Raw genomic sequence first — 19,345 nt, 5'->3', positions numbered from 1 at the left:
CCTCTCCTAACGCCCCCGAACACACTTGTCGTAGAGGTCGAGCAACCGGCCACCCCCGTCGTATGCCCGTTTAACGGGCCAATAGCTATTTCCGTTATAAAACTGCCAAAATTCATCACGGGGGTAGTAGGAGGTCGAGTACAGGGATTTATGCCCCTCCAGCTCGTGGACACGCTTCTCGATGAGCCGGTTGTAGTAACCGTCGAACTGGCCGCGGGGCAGCGGGACCGTCCCCCAGAAGCCGAAGTTCACATAAAGCCGGCCGGGCTCCAGGGGGTAGAGCGGCCATTCGCCGGTCGCCCGCAGCGGGCACATCCAGACCGGCGTCATGCCGACCTTCTCGTGGAAGAACTCCAGGAACTCGGCGCCGCGCTCGACGGGCACCTCGATGTCCTGAATGACGGACTCCTGCACGGGCTGGTCACGCCAGCGGTCGATCCGGGCGACCACCCCGTACTTGCGGTCGAGACCGACCAGCTTGCGGTAGACGTCGGAGCGCATCCACCTGCGCGGCATCAGCGAGCGCACCATCGGATTCTGCACGCCGAACGCGCGGGAGCACCAGAACCAGTCGGTGTCCCAGCGCCAGAGGTAGTCGCGGACGGTCAGCCAGTCACGGGTCCTGGTCTGGATCGACCGGTAGTAGATGCGCATGCCGGTGTAGTCGGACAGGTAAGGGGCGCGGTCGGCGAAGCGGCCCACGGTGATGTAGAGCTCCCCGGGGCCGAAGAAGGTGCCGTCCACGAAGTCGACCGGCTCGCCGTCGTACTCGCCGCTCTCGCAGATCTCCCGCATGGCGACCATGCACTTGTCGGCGTCGCCGAAGGGGATGTGGGTCAGGCGGACGTACGGCCGGACCCGCTTGAGCCTGATCCTGATCCGGAGCGCGTAGCCCAGCGTGCCGTAGGAGTTGGGGAAGGCCCGGAACAGGTCGCGGTGCTCGTTGTCGTCGCGGGCCACCACGATCCGGCCGTCACCGGTGAGGATCTCCAGTTCCTCCACCGACTCGTGCGGCAGCCCGTCCTTGAAGCTGGTGGACTCGATGCCGAGACCCGTGACCGCTCCGCCGAGCGTGATCGTCTTCAGCTGGGGCACGACGTACGGCATGAGGCCGTGCGCCAGTGTGGCGTCGACCAGGTGCTCGTAGGTCGTCATCCCCTGGACCTCGGCGGTCATCGTCACCGGGTCGACCTCGATGACCTGGTCCAGGTCCTTCGCGGAGAGCTTCGCCGCCCGCCCGCCCTCGCGGAACCGGAACAGGTTCGTGGTGGCCTTGGAAAGCCTGGGCACAGCGTCGTCGGGGATGGCGGCGTAGGACTGCCTGATCTGTTCCACTGCTCGCCGGTGCGTCGCCATCTCCGTCATCTGCCGCACGGTAATCACCCCCATGACCGTCGTTACAAAGATCGCCCTTAGGCACGTTATAACTCGGATGTCTCCGGGGCCAGGCGGGGCGCGTTAAACACGCGGAAACTCTACGACCGCCCCTTCCGGTGCCTGCGCGCGACCACTGGGTCGACGCCGTTCACCACGTTGACCACCGGGCGCCCGTCCATCGCGGCCTGCAGATTGTCCAGCACGCAGCGGATCAGGCGGCCGGTCGACTGCGGGGTCACCCCGGCCACGTGCGGCGAGAGCAGGACCCTGGGACTCTCACGCACCGGGTGGTCCGGCGGCAGCGGCTCGGTGTCGAACACGTCGAGCGCGGCACCGCCCAGGTGCCCGGAGTCCAGGGCGGCCAGCAGCGCCGCCGTGTCGACCACCGGTCCGCGGGCCGCGTTGACCAGCAGCGAGCCCGCGGGCATCCGGGACGGGTCGATCAGCCCCCTGGTCTCCGCCGTCAGCGGCAGCACCACGACGAGCACCTGGGAGCCGGCGACCAGTTCGTCGAGCCCGCGGTAGGCGTACGGCGCGTCACGGGGCGTGCGGGTCCAGTAGGAGACCTCGCACCCGTGTCCGGCGAACATCCGCGCGCACGCCTCCCCGATCGGGCCGAACCCGGCGATCCCCACGCGCGAGCCGTACAGCTCGCTGGGGCCGAGGTCGAGCTGTGGCCAGCGGCCGGCGCGGACCGCCGCGTCGGCGTCGGGCAGCCGCCGCGAGAGCGCGAGCGCCGCGGCGAAGCACCACTCGGCCACGGCGATCGCGTTCACCCCGGCGGTGTTGGCCAGCGGGACGCCGGCCGCGGCGAGCGCGCCGAGGTCGTGCCCGTCCACGCCCACCGAGGGCTGCTGCACGAAGGACAGGCGCGGCGCGGCGCGGACGACCTCGGCGTCCAGGCAGAGTCCTCCGCTCCAGTCCCCGACGACGATCTCGGCCTCCGCGACGGCGGCGAGCAGCGCCTCCCGGTCGCGACGCTCCGGGACCGACACGGCGACCCGGTCGCCCAGCGGGCCGAGCAGGCCGCGCAGCGCCTCCTCCGGGAGCGGCGGCAGCGCGAGCACCCTCCAGGTCACGTCACTCGCCCCCGCGGGGGTGGAAGCTGGCGAAGACCCGGTTCATCAGGGCCTGCTGCCCCTGCCACTCGGTGTCGTGGGTGGTCCAGCTGAGCACCATGACCGTGTCGCCGACCGCGATGAAGCGCCGCACCTCGTGGTAGGTCACCCCGGACCGGGCCCAGGGCGCGCCGCCGCTGTCCTTCATGCTCCAGGTGAACTCCCACTGGAGCCCGGAACCGTAGGCCACGGGGACGGCGGACGTGTCCTCGGAGTGGATCTCGCTCCACTGGGCCACGCTCTCCCGGACGGTCTGCTGGAACTGCTGCAGGCCCTCGATGGGCGCCTCCAGCGCCTCCACCGACATGTGCGCGGCGCCGTCGCGGCGCAGCCACTGGGTGTAGCCCGTCTCGGGCGCCCAGTCGCCGGTCCAGCCCGCCGGATAGCCGATGCTCCAGTTCTCCGGCGGGCGGGCCCGCCATGTCCGCAGTCCCTGCGCGGTGACGGACCTGGGCCGGGTGGCGGTCGGGGTCGGCGTCGGGGTGGGCGTCTCGGACTCGGTGGCCTCCTCGGTGGGCTCGGGCTCGGCGGAGACGGGAGCGGAGGCGGGAGCGGACCGGGTGCCGGCCACGGTCCGCTGCTCGGGCTGGGACATGGCCACGGCCACGGCGCCGCCGCCGGCCGCCAGGACCACCACGGCGGCGATCACCAGCGGGACGCGGCCGGCGCCGGCGCGGCGGCGGCGCCGGTTCGGGGCGGCGGCGGCCCCCGGGGACGACGCGGCCGAGGGCCTGGTCCGGCGGCTCTCCCACTCCCCGGTCCGGCGGACCGCGGCCGCCGGGTCGTTCACGACCTCCGCGAGCAGGGCGTCGGCCTGCTCGGCGGTCAGCCGGTGGGCGGGCTCGCGCTGGAGCATGCCCATGAGCACCGCGCGCATCTCCGTGGGCACCGGGCCGAAGTCGGGCTCCTCGGTGAGCAGGGCGCTGAGGGTGGCGATGGCGTCGCGCCTCTCGAAGGGGCCGTGGCCGACCAGGGCCGCGTAGAGGGTGGCGCCGAGTGCCCACAGGTCGGACCAGGGGCCCGCGTCGGCACCGGTGGCGCGCTCGGGGGGCAGGAAGCTGGGCGAGCCCGTCACCATGCCGGTCTGGGTGAGGGACGTGTCGCCCTCCACCACCGCGATGCCGAAGTCGGAGAGGACGGCGCGGCCGCCCTCGTCCAGCAGGATGTTGCTGGGCTTGACGTCGCGGTGCAGGATGCCCGCGTCGTGGGCGGCCCGCAGCGCCGACAACACCTGCCGGCCGATCTCGGCGACCTGCCGCACCGGCAACCGGCCGACCTGGTCCAGCCCTCGCGCCCGGACGAGCTCCATGATGATCCAGGGGCGGCCGTCCTCCTCCGCCACGTCGTAGATCGCGACGATCCCGTGGTGGTTGAGCCGGGCGGCGGTCCTGGCCTCCCGGGAGGTGCGCGTCAACTGGACCTGCTGCTCGGCCGGGGAGAGGTTCGGAGGCAGGAGCACCTCCTTGACCGCCACCGAACGGTTGAGCAGGGTGTCGTAGCCCTCCCACACCACGCCCATGCCGCCCCGGCCGAGCTCCCGCAGCAATCGATAGCGCCCAGCGACCATCCGTCCACTGTGCGGATTCATCATCGTCGAAACCCCTAGGTCCTGTTCGGAGAGGCGCAAGTTTTTCATACGCGCGGGCGCCACTTTCCCATATGCGAGCGGGCGCCACGCGGTACCGGCCCGGATCTCTTGCCACGGAAAGCCGAATGTTGTTCTACTTGGCCGGAAGGGGCCGGTGGACTGTTACCAAACGATTGGTCGGCATTGGTCGGCGTCGTCGCGCGGCCCGGAGTCGAGACCGTATTCGAGGAGATATCGATGGAGCGCGTGACCAGGAAGGGCCCGCTGGCTGGAGTCCGCGTGCTCGAACTGGCCGGCCTGGCTCCCGGCCCGTTCGCCGGGATGATGCTGGCCGACCACGGGGCCGAGGTGCTGCGCGTCGACCGCGTGAGCGCCGTCGCCAGGGCGGGTGACAGGCCGCGTGCCGACGTGATGGACCGCGGCAAGCGGACGATCGGCCTGGACCTGAAGTCCCCCGAGGGCGTGGCCGCGTTCAGGGAACTGGCGACGGGCGCCGACGTGGTCATCGAGGTGTTCCGGCCGGGGGTCGCCGAGCGTCTCGGCATCGGCCCGGCCGACCTGCACGCGGTCAACCCGCGCCTGGTCTATGCGCGGATGACGGGCTGGGGCCAGGACGGCCCGCTCGCGCCGACCGCCGGGCACGACATCGACTACATCGCGATCTCCGGCGTGCTGTCGATGCTGGGCCGCGCGGGCGAGCGGCCCACCCCGCCGATCAACATCCTCGGCGACTTCGCCGGCGGCGGCCTCATGCTGGCGTACGGCGTGCTGCTCGCGCTGCTCGAGCGGGAGCGGACCGGCGAGGGCCGGGTGATCGACGCCGCCATGGTGGACGGCTCGGCGGCGCTGTTCGCGATGTTCTACCACGGCGTGCAGAGCGGGTTCTGGGGCCCCCGGGGCACGAACCTGCTCGACACCGGCGCCCCGATGTACGACACCTACGAGACCTCGGACGGCAAGTACCTGGCCGTCGGCGCCCTGGAGCCGCAGTTCTGGGCGGAGATGGTCCGGCTGATGGGCCTGTCCGACCTGCCCGACCGCGATGACAGGTCACGCTGGCCCGAGCTGCGCGAGCGGCTGGCCGAGGCGTTCCGGTCCAGGACGCGCGCCGAGTGGGAGGCGGTGTTCGACGGCACGGACGCGTGCGTCTCCCCCGTCCTGGAGATGGGCGAGGCCGCCGACCACCCGCACAACAAGGCCCGCGGCACGTTCGTCGAGGTCGGCGGGGTCCGCCAGCCCGCCCCCGCGCCGCGGCTGCTCGGCGTGCCCGCGCAGGACCTCTCCCCCGCCACCCGGTTGTCGGACCTGTCGTCCTGGGGCCTGTCCGACGAGGCCGCCGCGAAGCTCCGCGAGGCGGGGGTGCTGGCATGACCGATGGCGCCATGGACGTCTTCGAGGCCCTGTACACGACCCGCGCCATGCGCCGGGTCACGCCGGACCCGATCCCCGAGGAGGTCCAGCGGAGCATCCTGGACGCCGCGGTCCGCGCTCCCAGCGGCGGCAACACGCAGAACTGGCGGTTCCTGCTGGTGGACGACCCCGCGGTGAAGGCGCATCTCGGACCGCTCTACCGCGACGCGCTCGGGCGGCTCTTCGAGGGCCACTACCGGCCGATGCGCGAGCGGGCCGAGACCGAGGGCGATACCCGCACGCTCAACGTCCTGAAGTCGGCCAGGCACCTGGCCGACCACTTCGAGGACTACCCGCTGCTGCTGTTCGCGTTCACGCGCAACGACCCGTCCGGCGGCTCGATCTTCCCCGCGGTGTGGAGCGCCCAGCTCGCCGCCCGCGCCCACGGCGTGGGCACCGCGCTGACCAGCGTGCTCGGCATCTTCCACGCGGAGGAGACACTGCGCGTCCTGGGTGTGCCCGAGGGCAGGGGCTGGACCCTCGCCTGCACGGTCACCCTCGGCTACCCGACCGGCCGCTGGGGCGTCGCGCCCCGCCGCCCGGCGCACGAGGTCAGCTACCGCAACCGGTGGGGCGAGCCCGTGGGCTTCGAGATCCACGAGCCCCTGTGGGGGTACGGCGACTGACCACCGGCGGCCGGGACGCCGCTCACCGGGAGGCGACCGGCAGCCACTGAGAGCTCTACAGGGCGGTACACCTGACACAGGTGTACCGCCCTTTGTCATAGACGTTGGAAGTTATGTAGTAGATGTACTACATTCGTTCGCATGAGTACTGCGGTAAGCGTCCGCGGGCTGCGGATGAAGTACGGCGCGACCGAGGTGCTGCGCGGCGTCGACCTCGACATCCGGCGCGGGGAGATCTTCGCCCTCCTCGGCCCCAACGGCGCGGGGAAGACCACCACGATCGAGATCCTGGAGGGGTTCCGGAACCGCTCGGCGGGCGAGGTGAACGTGCTCGGGGCCGACCCCGAGCGGGCCACCGAGACCTGGCGGGCGAAACTGGGCATCGTCCTGCAGAGCTGGCGCGACCACCCCCGATGGGGCGCCCGCGAGCTCCTCGCCCACCTCGGCTCGTTCTACGACGACCCCCGCGACCCCGACGAGCTGCTGGCCGCGCTCGGCCTGACCGCCCAGGCCGGGCAGCGGGTGAGCCGCCTGTCGGGCGGTCAGCGCCGGAGGCTGGACGTGGCGCTCGGCATCGTCGGCCGCCCGGAACTGCTGTTCCTGGACGAGCCGACCACCGGGTTCGACCCGGAGGCGCGCCGGGAGTTCCACCGGCTGGTCGGGAAACTCGCGGCGGACGACGGCATCACGATCCTCCTCACCACGCACGACCTGGCCGAGGCCGAGAAGCTGGCGCACCGCACCGCGATCCTGGTCGCCGGCGAGATCGCCGTCTGCGGCACCCCGGCCGAGCTCGCCGCGGCCGTGCGGAGCGAGTCGCACGTGCGGTGGGTGGAGGACGGCGAGGAGCGGGTCCTGCGCACCGCGGACCCCTCGCGGGCGGCCTGGGAGCTGCACCGCAGGTTCGACGGCCCGGTGCCCGGCCTGGAGGTCCGGCGGCCGTCGCTGGAGGAGAGCTATCTGAGCCTGATCGGGAGGGCGGCGTGAACGTCAGGACACTGCGCATCGGGCTGCGGCGGGGGTGGACGGAGCACACGCACCTCGTCAAGGACCGCAGGGAGCTGATCACCACTCTGGTCGGCACGGTCTGGGTCTTCGCCATGCTGACGATGTGGATCGGCGACCAGAAAGTGACGGGCACCGACGTCTCCAGCGGCACGTACATGACGGTCGGCTTCCTGGCCTTCACCGTCTTCTCCAACGGCCTGATGACGCTGCCGATCGCGATCGCCACGGACCGCGAAGACGGCACCCTCCTGCGGCTGCGGAGCACTCCCGGCGGCGTCCCCGCCTACCTCGCGGGACGGGTGGTGACCGTCCTGTGCCAGATCGTCGTCCAGGGCGCGCTGATCCTGGCCACGGGAGGGGCCCTGGGCAACGTCGCGATGCCCCGCGACTGGGTGACCCTGGCCTGGGTGACGCTGCTGGGCACGCTCGCCGTGGTGCCGCTGGGCGCGGCGCTCGGCTGCCTGCTCCCCGGCCCGAAGGCCGGAGCGGGGATCCTGGCGCTGCCGATGATGATCCTGATGGTCACCTCGGGGGTCATGCTGCCCATCACGTTCATGCCGGAGGCCGTGCAGTGGGTCTCCCAGGCGTTCCCGCTCTACTGGCAGGGCCTGGGTCTGCGGGCCGCCTTCCTGCCCGACACCATGCTCGCCGCCGAGATCGGCGGCGACTGGCGGCTGCCGTGGGCCGGAGCGGCGCTGACGGCGTGGACGGTGGCCGGGATGCTGCTGGCACCGTGGCTGATCCACCGGGTCACCCGCCGCGAGTCGGGCTCGCGCCTCGCCGGGCGCCGACCGGCCGCACAGGGGATCTGAGTGCTGGGAGACTACTGGGATGCCCGCGGAAGACGTATACAACCGGATCTCGGTGCTGAGGGCCGAACGGGGAATCTCACGCAAGGATCTGGCGGCCGCCCTGGGCGTCCACTACCAGACCATCGGCTACCTGGAGCGGGGCGAGTACAGCCCGAGCCTCTTCCTCGCCCTGCGCATCGCCGAGTACTTCGACGTGCCGTTGGAAGTCGTGTTCTCGCTCAGGCCGTTCCCGCGGCTGGGCAGCGGTAGGACGGGGTGAAAGCCGTGAGGAGTTGGAAGACACGCTGGCGCCGGAGCCAGCTGGAAGCCATGCAACGCGACTACCTGCCCGGCTGGTACGCCACCCGGACCCGCAGGCGACTGCTCGCCGGGGCGGTGGCCTGCGCGCTGGCGACCTTCTGGGTGAACGCCGTCGTCACCTGGGTCACGCCGGGCGCCGGGGCCGGCTGGGCCGACGGCGGGGCCGACTGGGCCGACATCGTCCTGTGGACGGCCGTCCTGATGGTCTACCTGCCCGCGGTGACGCTGCTCAACGTCGCCACCCGCGGCGTCACCGCCCTGGCCGAGCGCGACCTGGACGAGCGCCAGGTGAGTGAGCGCCTGCGGGCCGTCGGCATCACCCACCGCATCATGACGGGGATCCTGGTCACCCTGTTCGCCACGACGCTCGCCGTGAGCCTCTACCACGGACGCGGTTACTCCGTCCCTGGAGGGGCGCTGCTCATGCTGGCGATCGCGCTGTTCATGACGCACTTCGTGCTGCCGCTGGTCGTCTCCGGCTGGCGACTGCCCGACCCGCCCCCGGACGACGAGGACGGCTGAGCCCCCGCCGGGGGACGGCGGGGGCGGGGCTCAGCGCAACGGGGGCAGGATCGCCGCGTAGAGGTCGACCCCGCCGGGGTGGTGCACCTCCAGGTCGGTGGTGAAGGCCCGCGCCGGGATACCGCCCGACTCGGTGTGCTTCCACAGCTGCTGCCACGACTCCAGCAGCGCGTCCGGCATCGGCCCCCGGGCCTCCAGCTTCAGCGACGGCACCCCGGGCACCCGCACCGCCACCATGCCCTCGGGCAACGCCGCGGCGGTGCGCACCGCCACCCCGACGATCTGGGTGTAGGCGCCGTGATGGTCGCTCTCGTAGTCGGTGAGGACCGCGTAGACGTTCTCGTCCACCCGCCCCGGCACGTGCGCGAAGGCCCCGGGCACACTCGCCCGCGCCCACAGCGCGCCAAGCCGTCCTCGCCCCGGCTCCATCTCGTCCGCGTTCGAGGTCCGTACGGCATGGCCGACGACGAGCATCTCGGGCCGGTCAACCACGATCACAGCGTCTCCTTCTGGCCATCCCATCGATTCACGCAAACCGGATCTTAGCCTCCCGCCGGAGCGGTCGGTCCTCTTGGACGGCCCCGATACGGGGAACGCTCATCTCTGGCAATTCACGCGATAAGGTGGACGAACGTGAAGTTTCTCAATGGGATGACGCCGACCTACGACCTGACCTACAGCGACGTGTTCATGGTCCCGTCACTCTCCTCCGTCGGCTCCCGGCTCGCCGTCGATCTCTCCACGCAGGACGGCACCGGCACGACCATCCCCATCGTGGTCGCCAACATGACGGCGGTCGCGGGACGGCGGATGGCCGAGACCGTCGCGCGGCGCGGCGGAATCGCGGTGATCCCGCAGGACATCCCGATCGACGTCGTGGCCGACGTCGTGGACTGGGTCAAGAAGCGCGACCTGGTCCACGACACGCCGCTCACGCTCACCCCGCACGCCACGGTCGGCGAAGCGCTCAACCTGCTGCCCAAGCGCGCCCACGGAGCGATCATCATCGTCGACTGGGACAACCGCCCGGTCGGCGTGGTCACCGAGAGCGACTGCTCCGGCGTCGACATGTACACGCAGCTGTCCCAGGTCATGTCCGACCACCTGCTCACCCTCCCGGCGGGACTCGACCCGCGCGAGGCCTTCGACCGCCTCCACGAGGGCCGCCACCGGCTCGCCCCGATCGTGGACGGCGACGGCCGCCTGGTCGGCATCCTGACCAGGACGGGCGCGCTGCGCGCCACCCTGTACCGGCCCGCCGTCGACGCCGCGGGGAGACTCAGGATCGCCGCCGCCGTCGGCGTCAACGGCGACGTGGCCGCCAAGGCCAAGGAGCTTCTCGATGCGGGGGTGGACTGCCTCGTCGTCGACACCGCCCACGGCCACCAGGAGAAGATGATCGCCGCTCTCCGGGCGGTCCGCGCGCTCGACCCCGCGGTGCCGGTCGCGGCGGGCAACGTCGTCACCGCCGCGGGTGTGCGCGACCTGGTCGAGGCCGGGGCGGACATCCTGAAGGTCGGCGTCGGCCCCGGCGCCATGTGCACCACCCGGATGATGACCGGCGTGGGCCGCCCGCAGTTCTCCGCCGTGCTGGAGTGCTCCGCGGAGGCCCGCCGCCTGGGCCGCCACGTCTGGGCCGACGGCGGCGTCCGCCACCCGCGCGACGTGGCCCTGGCCCTGGCCGCGGGAGCCGCCAACGTGATGATCGGCTCCTGGTTCGCCGGGACCTACGAGTCGCCCGGCGACACCCGCACCGCGGCGGACGGGCGCAAGTACAAGGAGAACTTCGGCATGGCCTCGGCCCGCGCCGTGAAGCTGCGCACGGCCGACGACTCTCCCTTCGAGCGGGCCCGCAAGGCGCTGTTCGAGGAGGGCATCTCCACGTCCAGGATGTATCTCGACCCGGCCATGCCCAGCGTCGAGGACCAGATCGACTCGATCGTGGCCGGCCTGCGTTCCGCGTGCACCTACGCGGGCGCGACCACCCTGGAGGAGTTCCACGAGCGCGCGGTGGTCGGCATCCAGAGCTCGTCCGGCTACACCGAGGGCATGCCGCTCCACCAGAGCTGGTGAGGCGGGGGACTCGGCAGAGCCGGTGAAGCGGAGGACGCCGGGAGACCACCGGCACCGGTGATCCCCCGGCGGGGAGGCGGCGCCTTCCGGGCACCGCCTCCCCGGTAGCCGGAAGGCGGCCTGTCGCAGGCGCCCACCCGCGGAAGGCCGCGCTCCACTCGCACGACCCGCGCCCGGCCCCACGCGCACGGCCCGCGCGAGACCGCGTCCGGCCCCACGCGCACGACCCGCGCGAGACCGCGTCCGGCCCCACGCGCACGGCCCACGCGAGACCGCGTCCGGCCCCACGCGCACGGCCCGCGCGAGACCCCATACGCACGACCCACGCACGGCCCCATACATACGACCTGCGCGAAACCGCGCCCGGCGCCATACGCACGACCCGCGCGGGAAACCGGAGGGCACCGGTGCGGGCGGCGATCATCGCGGAGCGCGAAATGCCGGGGAACGTGAGATGCCCGGAGGGACGGCGCATTCTCCCGCGGAGGCGGGGTAGTCGGCCCTTCATGCCATCCCCCACTCCGAAAGGCAGAAGGACATGAAAGAGATATCCACCGGTCTGGATACGCAGGTCGTGGTGGACCGGAGGGTCCTGGCGGGTTACGACAACTACCTGGCGGCGCAGCGGACCGTGGACAGGCTCTCCGACGCGGGTTTCCCCGTCGAGAACACGGCGATCGTCGGCAGCGACCTGAGACTGGAGGAGACGGTCACCGGCAGGATGACGAAGGGGCGCGCCGCACTCGCCGGGGCGGGGAGCGGTGTGCTCTTCGGCGCCGTGGTGGGCATGTTCCTCGGGCTGTTCACCTCGACCACGTTGTCGTTCGTCATGCTCGTGCTGTGGGCGGCGCTGTGGGGTGCCGTGATGGGCGCCGCGTTCGGCTTCATCAACCACCTGTTCACCGGTGGCAAGCGGGACTTCGCCTCGCGCAGCGCGATCGTCGCCGGCCGCTACGACGTGCTGGTCGCGGCCTCGCACCTGGACCACGCCCGCGCCGTCCTCGACAGCGCGGCGGACCCGGCCGACACCCTGGTGGTCGAGACCCCGCCGTCCGCGGGTGTCTACGACCCCACCGCGGCACGACCCACCGCTCCCGGTCACCCCACCCCCGCGCAGGCCGCTCCCGCCCCCGGCCACTCCGTCCCCATGCAGGCCGCTCCCGCCCCCGGCCACCCCGGGCGGGACGCCGTGGGGGAGCACACTCCCGCGCGGCCGGTCACCCCGCAGGCGCAGCCGGTCACCGGCGAGCACTCCGTGCCCGCCCAGCCCTCCTCGCCCGACCGGCCCATGGCAGCCCGGTCGGCCCGCGAGGACGGGCACCGCTCCTGAACACCCGGGCCGTTCCCGCACCGGAGGGATCACCGGGGAGGACCACGGGCCCTCGCAGTCCCGGGCACGGGGTCTCGCGGGATCCGGGAGCACGGAACCCTGCGGGCCCCGAAGCACGGGGCACGGGGCCCGGACGGCGAGAACCGGGTCGCGCGCCGTCCCCGCCGGGGACGGCGCGCGACCCGATCCGGGACGTCCGCCCGGTCAGCCCTTGACGTCAGCCCTTGACACTGCCCGCGAGCAGGCCGCGGACGAAGTAGCGCTGCATCGACAGGAAGACGATCAGCGGGATGACCACCGAGACGAACGCCCCGGCGGTCAGGCGCTGCCACTCGTTGCCTCTCGTACCGGCCATCTGGGCCAGGCGCACCGTCATCGGGGCGCTGTCCGGGGTGCCGCCGGCGAAGATCAGAGCGACCAGCAGGTCGTTCCAGACCCAGAGGAACTGGAAGATCGCGAAGGTGGCGAGCGCGGGCCCGACCAGGGGCAGGACGAGCTTGCGCAGGATCACCCCGTGGCTGGCGCCGTCCACCCTGGCCGCCTCCATCAGCTCGCCGGGCAGCTCGGACATGAAGTTGTGGATCAGGAAGACGCCCAGCGGCAGCGCGAAGCAGGTGTGCGCGAACCAGACCTGGATGAAGAGGGCCGGGCCCTTCAGCTCCCAGGCGGGCAGCACCTGCACGCCGAAGATGTCGACGCCCTGGGAGAAGAAGGACAGCAGCGGGACCAGAGACATCTGCAGCGGTACGATCTGCAGCGCGAAGACCCCGATGTAGATCCACTCGCGCCCCCGGAACGGCAGCCAGGCCAGCGCGTACGCCGCGAAGGTGGCCAGGGCCAGCGGGAAGAGCACCGAGGGGATCGTGATGACGATCGAGTTGATCAGGAAGCTCATCATCTGGCCGGAGGACGAGGAGGTGCCGAACAACACCTCCTGGTAGTTCTCCAGCGTGAGCTGCGGATCGGAGAAGAACGTCCACCAGCCGGTGGTCTTGATCTGGTCCTCCGGGCGCAGCGAGGAGAGCAGCAGGCCGAAGGTCGGGGTGGTCCACAGGACGGCGATGAGGATCGCGACCGCACTGGCGACGTGGCTGGTCAGCCGCCGCCGGACGCGCTGCGGCGCGGTCTGCGCCCCGGGCCGCGCCATGGTCTGGGTCAACGTGGCCACACTGCCTCCTTCGCCCGCTGCGGTGCCGGGGTCCTCACGGCGCCGCGCCGGCCGACTCGCCCGCTCACCTGACGGCCTCCCTGCGCTGGCGGATCTGGTAGATCACGATGGGCGTCACCAGCACGAACAGGAAGACCGCGAGCGCCGCGCCCTTACCCGTCTCGCCGTACCGGAACGCCTGGTTGTACATCTCGTTGGCGATGACGCTGGTGTCGAACTGGCCGCCGGTCATGGTGCGGACGATGTCGAACAGCTTGAGCGTGCCGATCGACTGGGTGACCAGCACCACGACCACGGCCGAGCGGATGCACGGCAGCGTCACCCGGAAGAACATCTGCATCGGGCTCGCCCCGTCCAGCCGGGCGGCCTCGACGATCTCGGCGGGGATCCCCTTGATCGCCGCGGAGAGCACCACGGTGGCGAAGCCCGTCTGGATCCAGACCATGACCACGATCAGGAACAGGGTGTTGAGCGGGGGCTCCTGGAGCCACTGCTGGGGCTCGCCGCCCAGGGCCACCACGAACTGGTTGAGCAGGCCGATCTGCTCCTGTTCCTCGGCCCGGTAGGCGTAGACGAAGCGCCAGATGATGCCCGCGCCGACGAAGGAGATCGCCATGGGCAGGAAGACCAGTGACTTGGCGATCGCCTCGAAACGGGTGCGGTCGACCAGGACCGCGTAGACCAGCCCGACCGAGGTGACCAGGATCGGGACGAGCAGCACCCAGACGAGAGTGTTGCGCAGCACGGTCACGGCCTCGGGCTGGGTGAACATCCAGGCGTAATTGTCCAGGCCGACCCACTGCTGCCCGTCACCACTCATGAACGAGAGCAGGGTGGTGCGCACGGCCGGGATCACGAGGCCGATGGCGAGGAGCAGGAGGGCGGGGGCGAGCAGGATCGTGGCGTGGGGCCAGGCGCGCCGCCGCGTGGGGGTGCTGTCGAGCAGCAGCACGATCAGTGCGACCACCGCGAGGAACGCGGCGACACCGATCAACAGTTGGACGAACTTGGGGAGTTCGCCGGCGAAGTCGAAGTCCATCGGAGGGGTCTCCCGGAAGGATCGGGCCGGGGCGGGCGGGTCCGGTCCCGCAGGTCACACGGGACCGGACCCGCCGCCGGGCGTCAGGACTTGGGCCAGGAGGCCTCGATGAAGTCGAGGACCGTCTTGGTGTCCTTGCCGTTGATCCAGTCGGTCATGCCCTTCCAGAAGGTGCCGGCGCCCACGGCGGCCGGCATCAGGTCGGAGCCGTCGAAGCGGAAGACCGTGCTCGGGTCCTGCAGCATCTCGATCGAGAGCTTGTCGATCGGGTTCTGGGCGTTCGCCGTGTCGACGCCCTTGCGCGCGGAGACGTACGTGCCGAGCTTCATGCGGGCGTTGGGGAACTCCGCGGAGGCCAGGTACGCCTGCAGGGCCTGGACCTCGGGCCGGTCGGTGAAGGCCGCCACGAACTCGCCCGCGCCGAGCACCGGCTTCTTGGCCGGGTCGTTGCCCGGCAGGTAGAAGGCGAACACGTCGCCGTCCTCGGCCACCTTGGTGCCCTCGGGCCAGAAGTTGGCGTAGAAGGAGGCCTGGCGGTGCAGGGCGCACTTGCCCTCGGTGATCGGGACACCGCCCTCCTGGAAGGCGGTGCTGGCGATCGACTTGACCGGGCCGTAGCCGCCGTTGACGAACTTGTCGTTCTTGAGGATCGCGCCGACCTTGTCGACCGCCGCGACGACCTTCGGGTCGTTGAACGGGGTCTTGTGGCCCACCCAGTCGTCGTAGCCCTCGGGGCCGAGCTCGCGGAGCAGGACGTCCTCGATCCAGTCGGTGGCCGGCCAGCCGGTCGCGTCACCGGACTCGATGCCGGCGCACCACGGCTTGATGCCGGTGGCGGCGATCGTGTTGCTGAGCGTCATGAGCTCGTCCCAGGTCTTGGGGATGGTCCAGCCCTTCTCCTGGAACATCTTCGGCGAGTACCACACGAAGGACTTCACGCTCGCGCCCAGGGGGGCGCCGTAGAAGGTGCCGTCGACCGTGGAGTACTTGGCCCAGTCGGCCGACCAGCCCTCGTCGGTGAGTTTCTTGACCTCCGCGGAGGCCGGCTTGAGCTTGCCGGCCTTGGCGAAGCGCTCCAGCAGGCCCGGCTGGGGGAAGAAGGCGAGGTCCGGCGGGTTGCCGCCGTCGGCGCGGACCTGGATCTGGGCCTCGAACTCGCCGGTGCCCTCATAGCTGATCTTCATGCCGGTGCACTCGGCGAACGGCTTCCAGGCCTGCTCGAAGAGATCGGCCTCGGCGTCACGGATCGGCGAGTAGATACTGACGGTCTTGCCGTCGTGCTTGCCGTACTTGGTGAAGGGGGCGCATTCTGCGGAGGTGCTGCTGCTGCCGCCCGCCGATGGCTTGGGCTCCGTGGATCCGCAGGCGGTGGCGAGGAGCGCCAGTCCCATGGTGCCTGCCGCCAGGGCGACACGGTGAGGCCGGGAGAGGAGCGACATAGATCTTCCTCCGTATACATCGCTGGGGGGTGTGAGAGCGCTCTCTGGAAGAATTGTCTGCCCACAACACGATGTCAATGCCTGTGATATTACGGTTACAGTCGCATTTTTCTTGACACGATCCTTACGCTACCGTGATGCTCCAGAGAGCGCTCTCACACGACTGCGACACAGAATGGGGCGGTGAGGACATGACCGTGTCCGCCGAAAAGTCCTACGAGATCCAGGACTCCGGCGTGCTGACGTTCCCCGAGGGCTTCGTCTGGGGCGCCGCCACGGCGGCGTACCAGATCGAAGGCGCCGCCCGGGAAGACGGCAGGGGACCCTCCATCTGGGACACCTTCTCCCGGACCCCCGGCAAGGTTCATGCCGGCCACACCGGTGACGTCGCGTGCGACCACTACCATCGCTACCCCGACGACGTGCGCATCATGCGCGACCTGGGTCTTGCCGCCTACCGCTTCTCCGTCTCCTGGCCCCGCGTCCAGCCGGACGGCTCCGGACCGGCCAACCCGCGCGGCCTCGACTTCTACGACCGCCTGGTGGACGAGCTGCGCGAGAACGGCATCACCCCGATCGTGACGCTCTACCACTGGGACCTCCCGCAGACGCTGGAGGACCGGGGCGGCTGGACCAACCGGGAGACCGCCGAGCGCTTCGCCGAGTACGCCGCCATCACGCACGCCCGGCTGGGCGACCGGGTCGAGACGTGGACGACGCTGAACGAGCCCTGGTGCTCGGCATTCCTCGGCTACGCGTCCGGCATCCACGCGCCGGGCCGCGCCGAGCCCGCGCTGGGCTTCACCGCGGCCCACCACCTGCTGCTCGGCCACGGCCTGGCCGTCCAGGCGCTGCGCGCCTCCGGCGCGGGCAAGGTCGGCATCACGCTCAACCTCTCCCCCGTGATCAGCGACGACGCCGAGGCCGCCGCCATCGTCGACGGCCTGCAGAACCGGATCTTCCTGGACCCGGTGCTCCGCGGCGAGTATCCCGCCGACGTCGTGGAACACGCCCGCCGCTTCACCGACTGGTCCTTCGTGCGGGACGGCGATCTGGAGATCATCAGCCGGCCGACCGACCTGCTGGGCGTGAACTACTACCACCCGCAGACCGTGGCCGCCCGCGCCGGCGAGCCCGCCAACCCGGTCTACCCGGGCAGCGAGGGCATCGCCTTCGGCGGCGCCGACGCGCCGCGGACCGCGATGGGCTGGCCGGTGCAGCCGTTCGGCCTGACCGACCTGCTCCTGCGGCTCGCGCGCGACTACCCCGGCACCCCGCTGCTGATCACCGAGAACGGTGCCGCGTTCGACGACGTCGTCGAGGACGGCGAAGTGCACGACGTCGGCCGCCTCTCCTATCTCGACGGTCACCTGCGCGCGGCGCACGCGGCCATCCAAGGAGGCGCGGACCTGCGCGGCTACCTCGTCTGGTCCCTGCTGGACAATTTCGAGTGGGCCGAGGGCTACCGCAAGCGGTTCGGCATCGTGCACGTCGACTACGGAACTCAGCGCCGCACACCCAAGGACAGTGCCCTGTGGTACAGCGAAGTCGTACGCCGGAACGGGCTGTGAGGGCACGGCCGACGCTGGAGAAAGTGGCCGCCCGGGCCGGGGTGTCCCGGGCGACCGCCTCACGCGTGGTCAACGGCTCCACCCGCGTCGCGCCGGAGATCCGCGAGGCGGTCAACCGCGCCGTGGAGGAGCTGGGCTATGTCCCCAACCAGGCGGCGCGGAGCCTGGTCACCCAGCGGGCCGACTCGATCGCCCTCGTCTTCCCCGAACCGGCGACCCGTGTCTTCTCCGAGGACCCCACCTTCGCCGGGATCATCCGCGGGGTCAGCCTGGAGATCGAGCAGGCCGACAAACAGCTCGTGCTGATGCTCACCGGCACGCCGGGCGGTTACCAGCGGGTCGAGCGCTACGCCACCAACGGGCACGTGGACGCGGTGATCATCGCCTCGATGCACGGGACCGACCCGCTACCGGGCATCCTGTCCCGGCGCGGCGTGCCGGTGGTCTGCAGCGGCCGGCCCGGCGTGCCCGGCGACCTGCCGTACGTGGACATGGACAACCTCGGCGGGGCCGAACGCGCGGTGCGGCACCTGCTGGAGCAGGGCAGGCGGCGGATCGCGACCATCGCGGGGCCGCAGGACATGATCGCCGGCATCGACCGGCTCAACGGCTACCGCAACGTGCTGCGCGACTCAGACCGGCGGTCGATCGTCGCGGTGGGCGACTTCACCCGCGAGTCGGGGGCGGTGGCGATGCGGCAGCTCCTCGCCGACGACCCGGAGATCGACGCGGTCTTCGCGGCCAACGACCTGATGGCGCTGGGCGCGCTCCGGACCCTCCGGGCCGAGCACCGGCGGGTCCCCGCCGACATCGCCGTGGTCGGCTTCGACGATATCCCCGCGGCCTCCTACGCCGAGCCGCCGCTGACCACGGTCAGGCAGCCGACCGTCGAGATGGGGCGGCGCCTGGCGCGCATGGTGCTGGACCTGGAGGAGAGGAGGCAGGTGGTGCTCCCCACCGAGCTGGTGGTCCGCGACTCCACGGCCTCAGGTGGAGCCGCCTCCTGAAAACCTCAGTCGGACCCGCCTCCTGAAAGACCGTGGGCGGCGGGTCAGGGCTCCACGCGCCGCCAGCCGCCCGCGGCGTGGATGCCTCCGTCCACGTGCAGGGTGGCCCCGGTGACGAACCCCGCCAGGTCGCTCGCCAGGAACACCGCGGCGGCCCCGGCCTCCGCGGGATCGCCCAGGCGGCCCAGCGGGGGCAGCCGCACCGGCTCGAAGGGCAGCGGATCGTCGAGCATGCGCGCCCGCACGGCCTCCTCCCCGCCGGTGGGCAGGGCGTCGGGGGCGAGGGCGTTGACGCGGATGCCGCGCGGGGCCAGCTCCAGCGCGAGCGACCGGGTCAGGCTCTCGACGGCCGCCTTCATCGCCGCGTAGACGGCGAACCCGGGCGCGGCCTGGTGCGCCTCGCTGGAGGTGACGTTGACGATCGACGCGCCGGGCGGCATGAGCGGCAGGAAGCTCCGGATCACCGCGGTGACCTGGGTGAAGTTCTCCGCGACCAGCGTGGCCTCGCCCTTGGGGGAGGTCTCGGCGAACGCCGCGTGGAACGTGCCGCCGGCGTTGTTGACGAGCACGTCGACCCGGCCGAACCGCTCGCGCACTGCCTGGGCGAAGACCTCCAACGCCAGCGTGTCGCGCACGTCGATGGTCAAGGTGAGCGTGTCGAACCCGTCGATCGGGTCGCGGTCGCACAGCGCCAGGTCGGCGCCGAACTCACGCATGGTCTCCGCGATCGCCCGTCCCAGCCCCCGCGCGGCCCCCGTCACGACGGCGACCTTCCCGGTGAGAAGGACGTCCTGCGGGGCGTACGGCTTGCGCATGTCACCTCCGGCCGTTCTCCCCCGACGGTCTTCTCCGAGAGTACGACGCCGGCGCCGGCACGTCCCCTCGTCACTCGCACCGACGCCGGACCCCGTAGAGTCGTTCGGCCGGTCGGACATCGGCCGGCACGCATCAAACCGA

18 protein-coding genes are annotated in these 19,345 nt (G+C 71.4%); 10 read left to right on the top strand and 8 right to left on the bottom strand.

The window, feature by feature from the left end:
* Positions 1 to 6 precede the first annotated feature (6 nt).
* The 3 genes from ABD841_RS14745 to ABD841_RS14735 all read right to left on the bottom strand — a co-directional run bounded on the left by ABD841_RS14745 (position 7) and on the right by ABD841_RS14735 (position 4,062).
* Complete coding sequence (locus tag ABD841_RS14745) at positions 7 to 1,365, bottom strand: FAD-binding oxidoreductase (RefSeq protein ID WP_344971652.1); 1,359 nt, start codon at positions 1,363 to 1,365, stop codon at positions 7 to 9.
* A gap of 110 nt (positions 1,366 to 1,475) precedes the next feature.
* Positions 1,476 to 2,456 (bottom strand): NAD(P)-dependent oxidoreductase, encoded by a 981-nt coding sequence (locus ABD841_RS14740; RefSeq protein ID WP_344971650.1) that lies wholly within the window; start codon positions 2,454 to 2,456, stop codon positions 1,476 to 1,478.
* A 1-nt stretch (position 2,457) separates the two neighbouring features.
* Positions 2,458 to 4,062 (bottom strand): serine/threonine-protein kinase, encoded by a 1,605-nt coding sequence (locus ABD841_RS14735; protein ID WP_344971648.1) that lies wholly within the window; start codon positions 4,060 to 4,062, stop codon positions 2,458 to 2,460.
* Between the two features lie 258 nt (positions 4,063 to 4,320).
* Here ABD841_RS14735 and ABD841_RS14730 point away from each other — a divergent pair, with 258 nt between their 5' ends.
* The 6 genes from ABD841_RS14730 (at position 4,321) to ABD841_RS14705 (ending at position 8,761) form a co-directional block, all read left to right on the top strand.
* Positions 4,321 to 5,454, top strand: a complete 1,134-nt coding sequence (locus ABD841_RS14730) for a CaiB/BaiF CoA transferase family protein (protein ID WP_344971646.1) — start codon at positions 4,321 to 4,323, stop codon at positions 5,452 to 5,454.
* Positions 5,451 to 6,119, top strand: a complete 669-nt coding sequence (locus ABD841_RS14725; RefSeq protein ID WP_344971644.1) for a nitroreductase family protein — start codon at positions 5,451 to 5,453, stop codon at positions 6,117 to 6,119. Before ABD841_RS14730 ends, ABD841_RS14725 begins: the two co-directional genes overlap by 4 nt.
* 141 nt (positions 6,120 to 6,260) lie before the next feature.
* On the top strand, positions 6,261 to 7,106 hold the full coding sequence (locus ABD841_RS14720) for an ABC transporter ATP-binding protein (RefSeq protein ID WP_344971642.1): 846 nt from the start codon (positions 6,261 to 6,263) through the stop codon (positions 7,104 to 7,106).
* On the top strand, positions 7,103 to 7,939 hold the full coding sequence (locus tag ABD841_RS14715) for an ABC transporter permease (RefSeq protein WP_344971640.1): 837 nt from the start codon (positions 7,103 to 7,105) through the stop codon (positions 7,937 to 7,939). The genes ABD841_RS14720 and ABD841_RS14715 overlap by 4 nt, the downstream gene beginning before the upstream one ends.
* A gap of 19 nt (positions 7,940 to 7,958) precedes the next feature.
* Positions 7,959 to 8,198, top strand: coding sequence for a helix-turn-helix transcriptional regulator (locus ABD841_RS14710; protein WP_184544329.1), 240 nt, complete (start codon positions 7,959 to 7,961; stop codon positions 8,196 to 8,198).
* Between the two features lie 5 nt (positions 8,199 to 8,203).
* Positions 8,204 to 8,761: a hypothetical protein gene (locus tag ABD841_RS14705; protein ID WP_344971638.1), complete on the top strand. Its 558-nt coding sequence runs from the start codon at positions 8,204 to 8,206 to the stop codon at positions 8,759 to 8,761.
* 30 nt (positions 8,762 to 8,791) lie between these two features.
* On the opposite strand, the gene ABD841_RS14700 is transcribed toward ABD841_RS14705, so the two are convergent.
* Entirely contained in the window at positions 8,792 to 9,259 is a 468-nt protein-coding gene (locus ABD841_RS14700; RefSeq protein ID WP_344971636.1) for a GyrI-like domain-containing protein, read from the bottom strand.
* 135 nt (positions 9,260 to 9,394) lie between these two features.
* Between ABD841_RS14700 and ABD841_RS14695 the strand changes: the two genes are divergently transcribed.
* Together ABD841_RS14695 and ABD841_RS14690 are read left to right on the top strand one after the other, a co-directional pair.
* Positions 9,395 to 10,834, top strand: coding sequence for a GuaB1 family IMP dehydrogenase-related protein (locus ABD841_RS14695; RefSeq protein ID WP_344971634.1), 1,440 nt, complete (start codon positions 9,395 to 9,397; stop codon positions 10,832 to 10,834).
* A gap of 538 nt (positions 10,835 to 11,372) precedes the next feature.
* Positions 11,373 to 12,164, top strand: a complete 792-nt coding sequence (locus tag ABD841_RS14690) for a YflT domain-containing protein (protein WP_344971632.1) — start codon at positions 11,373 to 11,375, stop codon at positions 12,162 to 12,164.
* Between the two features lie 217 nt (positions 12,165 to 12,381).
* On the opposite strand, the gene ABD841_RS14685 is transcribed toward ABD841_RS14690, so the two are convergent.
* The 3 genes from ABD841_RS14685 to ABD841_RS14675 form a co-directional block, all read right to left on the bottom strand.
* Positions 12,382 to 13,311, bottom strand: coding sequence for a carbohydrate ABC transporter permease (locus ABD841_RS14685; RefSeq protein ID WP_344971682.1), 930 nt, complete (start codon positions 13,309 to 13,311; stop codon positions 12,382 to 12,384).
* 85 nt (positions 13,312 to 13,396) lie between these two features.
* Positions 13,397 to 14,371 (bottom strand): carbohydrate ABC transporter permease, encoded by a 975-nt coding sequence (locus ABD841_RS14680; protein WP_344971630.1) that lies wholly within the window; start codon positions 14,369 to 14,371, stop codon positions 13,397 to 13,399.
* Positions 14,372 to 14,454: 83 nt separating this feature from the next.
* Positions 14,455 to 15,810 (bottom strand): ABC transporter substrate-binding protein, encoded by a 1,356-nt coding sequence (locus ABD841_RS14675; protein ID WP_344971628.1) that lies wholly within the window; start codon positions 15,808 to 15,810, stop codon positions 14,455 to 14,457.
* A gap of 191 nt (positions 15,811 to 16,001) precedes the next feature.
* Between ABD841_RS14675 and ABD841_RS14670 the strand changes: the two genes are divergently transcribed.
* Both ABD841_RS14670 and ABD841_RS14665 read left to right on the top strand, forming a co-directional pair.
* On the top strand, positions 16,002 to 17,381 hold the full coding sequence (locus ABD841_RS14670; RefSeq protein ID WP_344971680.1) for a GH1 family beta-glucosidase: 1,380 nt from the start codon (positions 16,002 to 16,004) through the stop codon (positions 17,379 to 17,381).
* Positions 17,378 to 18,388: a LacI family DNA-binding transcriptional regulator gene (locus ABD841_RS14665; RefSeq protein ID WP_344971626.1), complete on the top strand. Its 1,011-nt coding sequence runs from the start codon at positions 17,378 to 17,380 to the stop codon at positions 18,386 to 18,388. Before ABD841_RS14670 ends, ABD841_RS14665 begins: the two co-directional genes overlap by 4 nt.
* Positions 18,389 to 18,432: 44 nt before the next feature.
* Here the strand turns inward: ABD841_RS14665 and ABD841_RS14660 are convergent, their stop codons facing one another.
* Positions 18,433 to 19,203, bottom strand: a complete 771-nt coding sequence (locus ABD841_RS14660) for an SDR family oxidoreductase (protein WP_344971624.1) — start codon at positions 19,201 to 19,203, stop codon at positions 18,433 to 18,435.
* Between the last annotated feature and the right edge of the window lie 142 nt (positions 19,204 to 19,345).

It is taken from the genome of Streptosporangium fragile (genome assembly GCF_039534445.1).
Lineage (GTDB): Bacteria > Actinomycetota > Actinomycetes > Streptosporangiales > Streptosporangiaceae > Streptosporangium > Streptosporangium fragile.
Note: the sequence above shows the minus strand (reverse complement) of the source record. Positions and strands in the feature narration are given on the sequence as shown.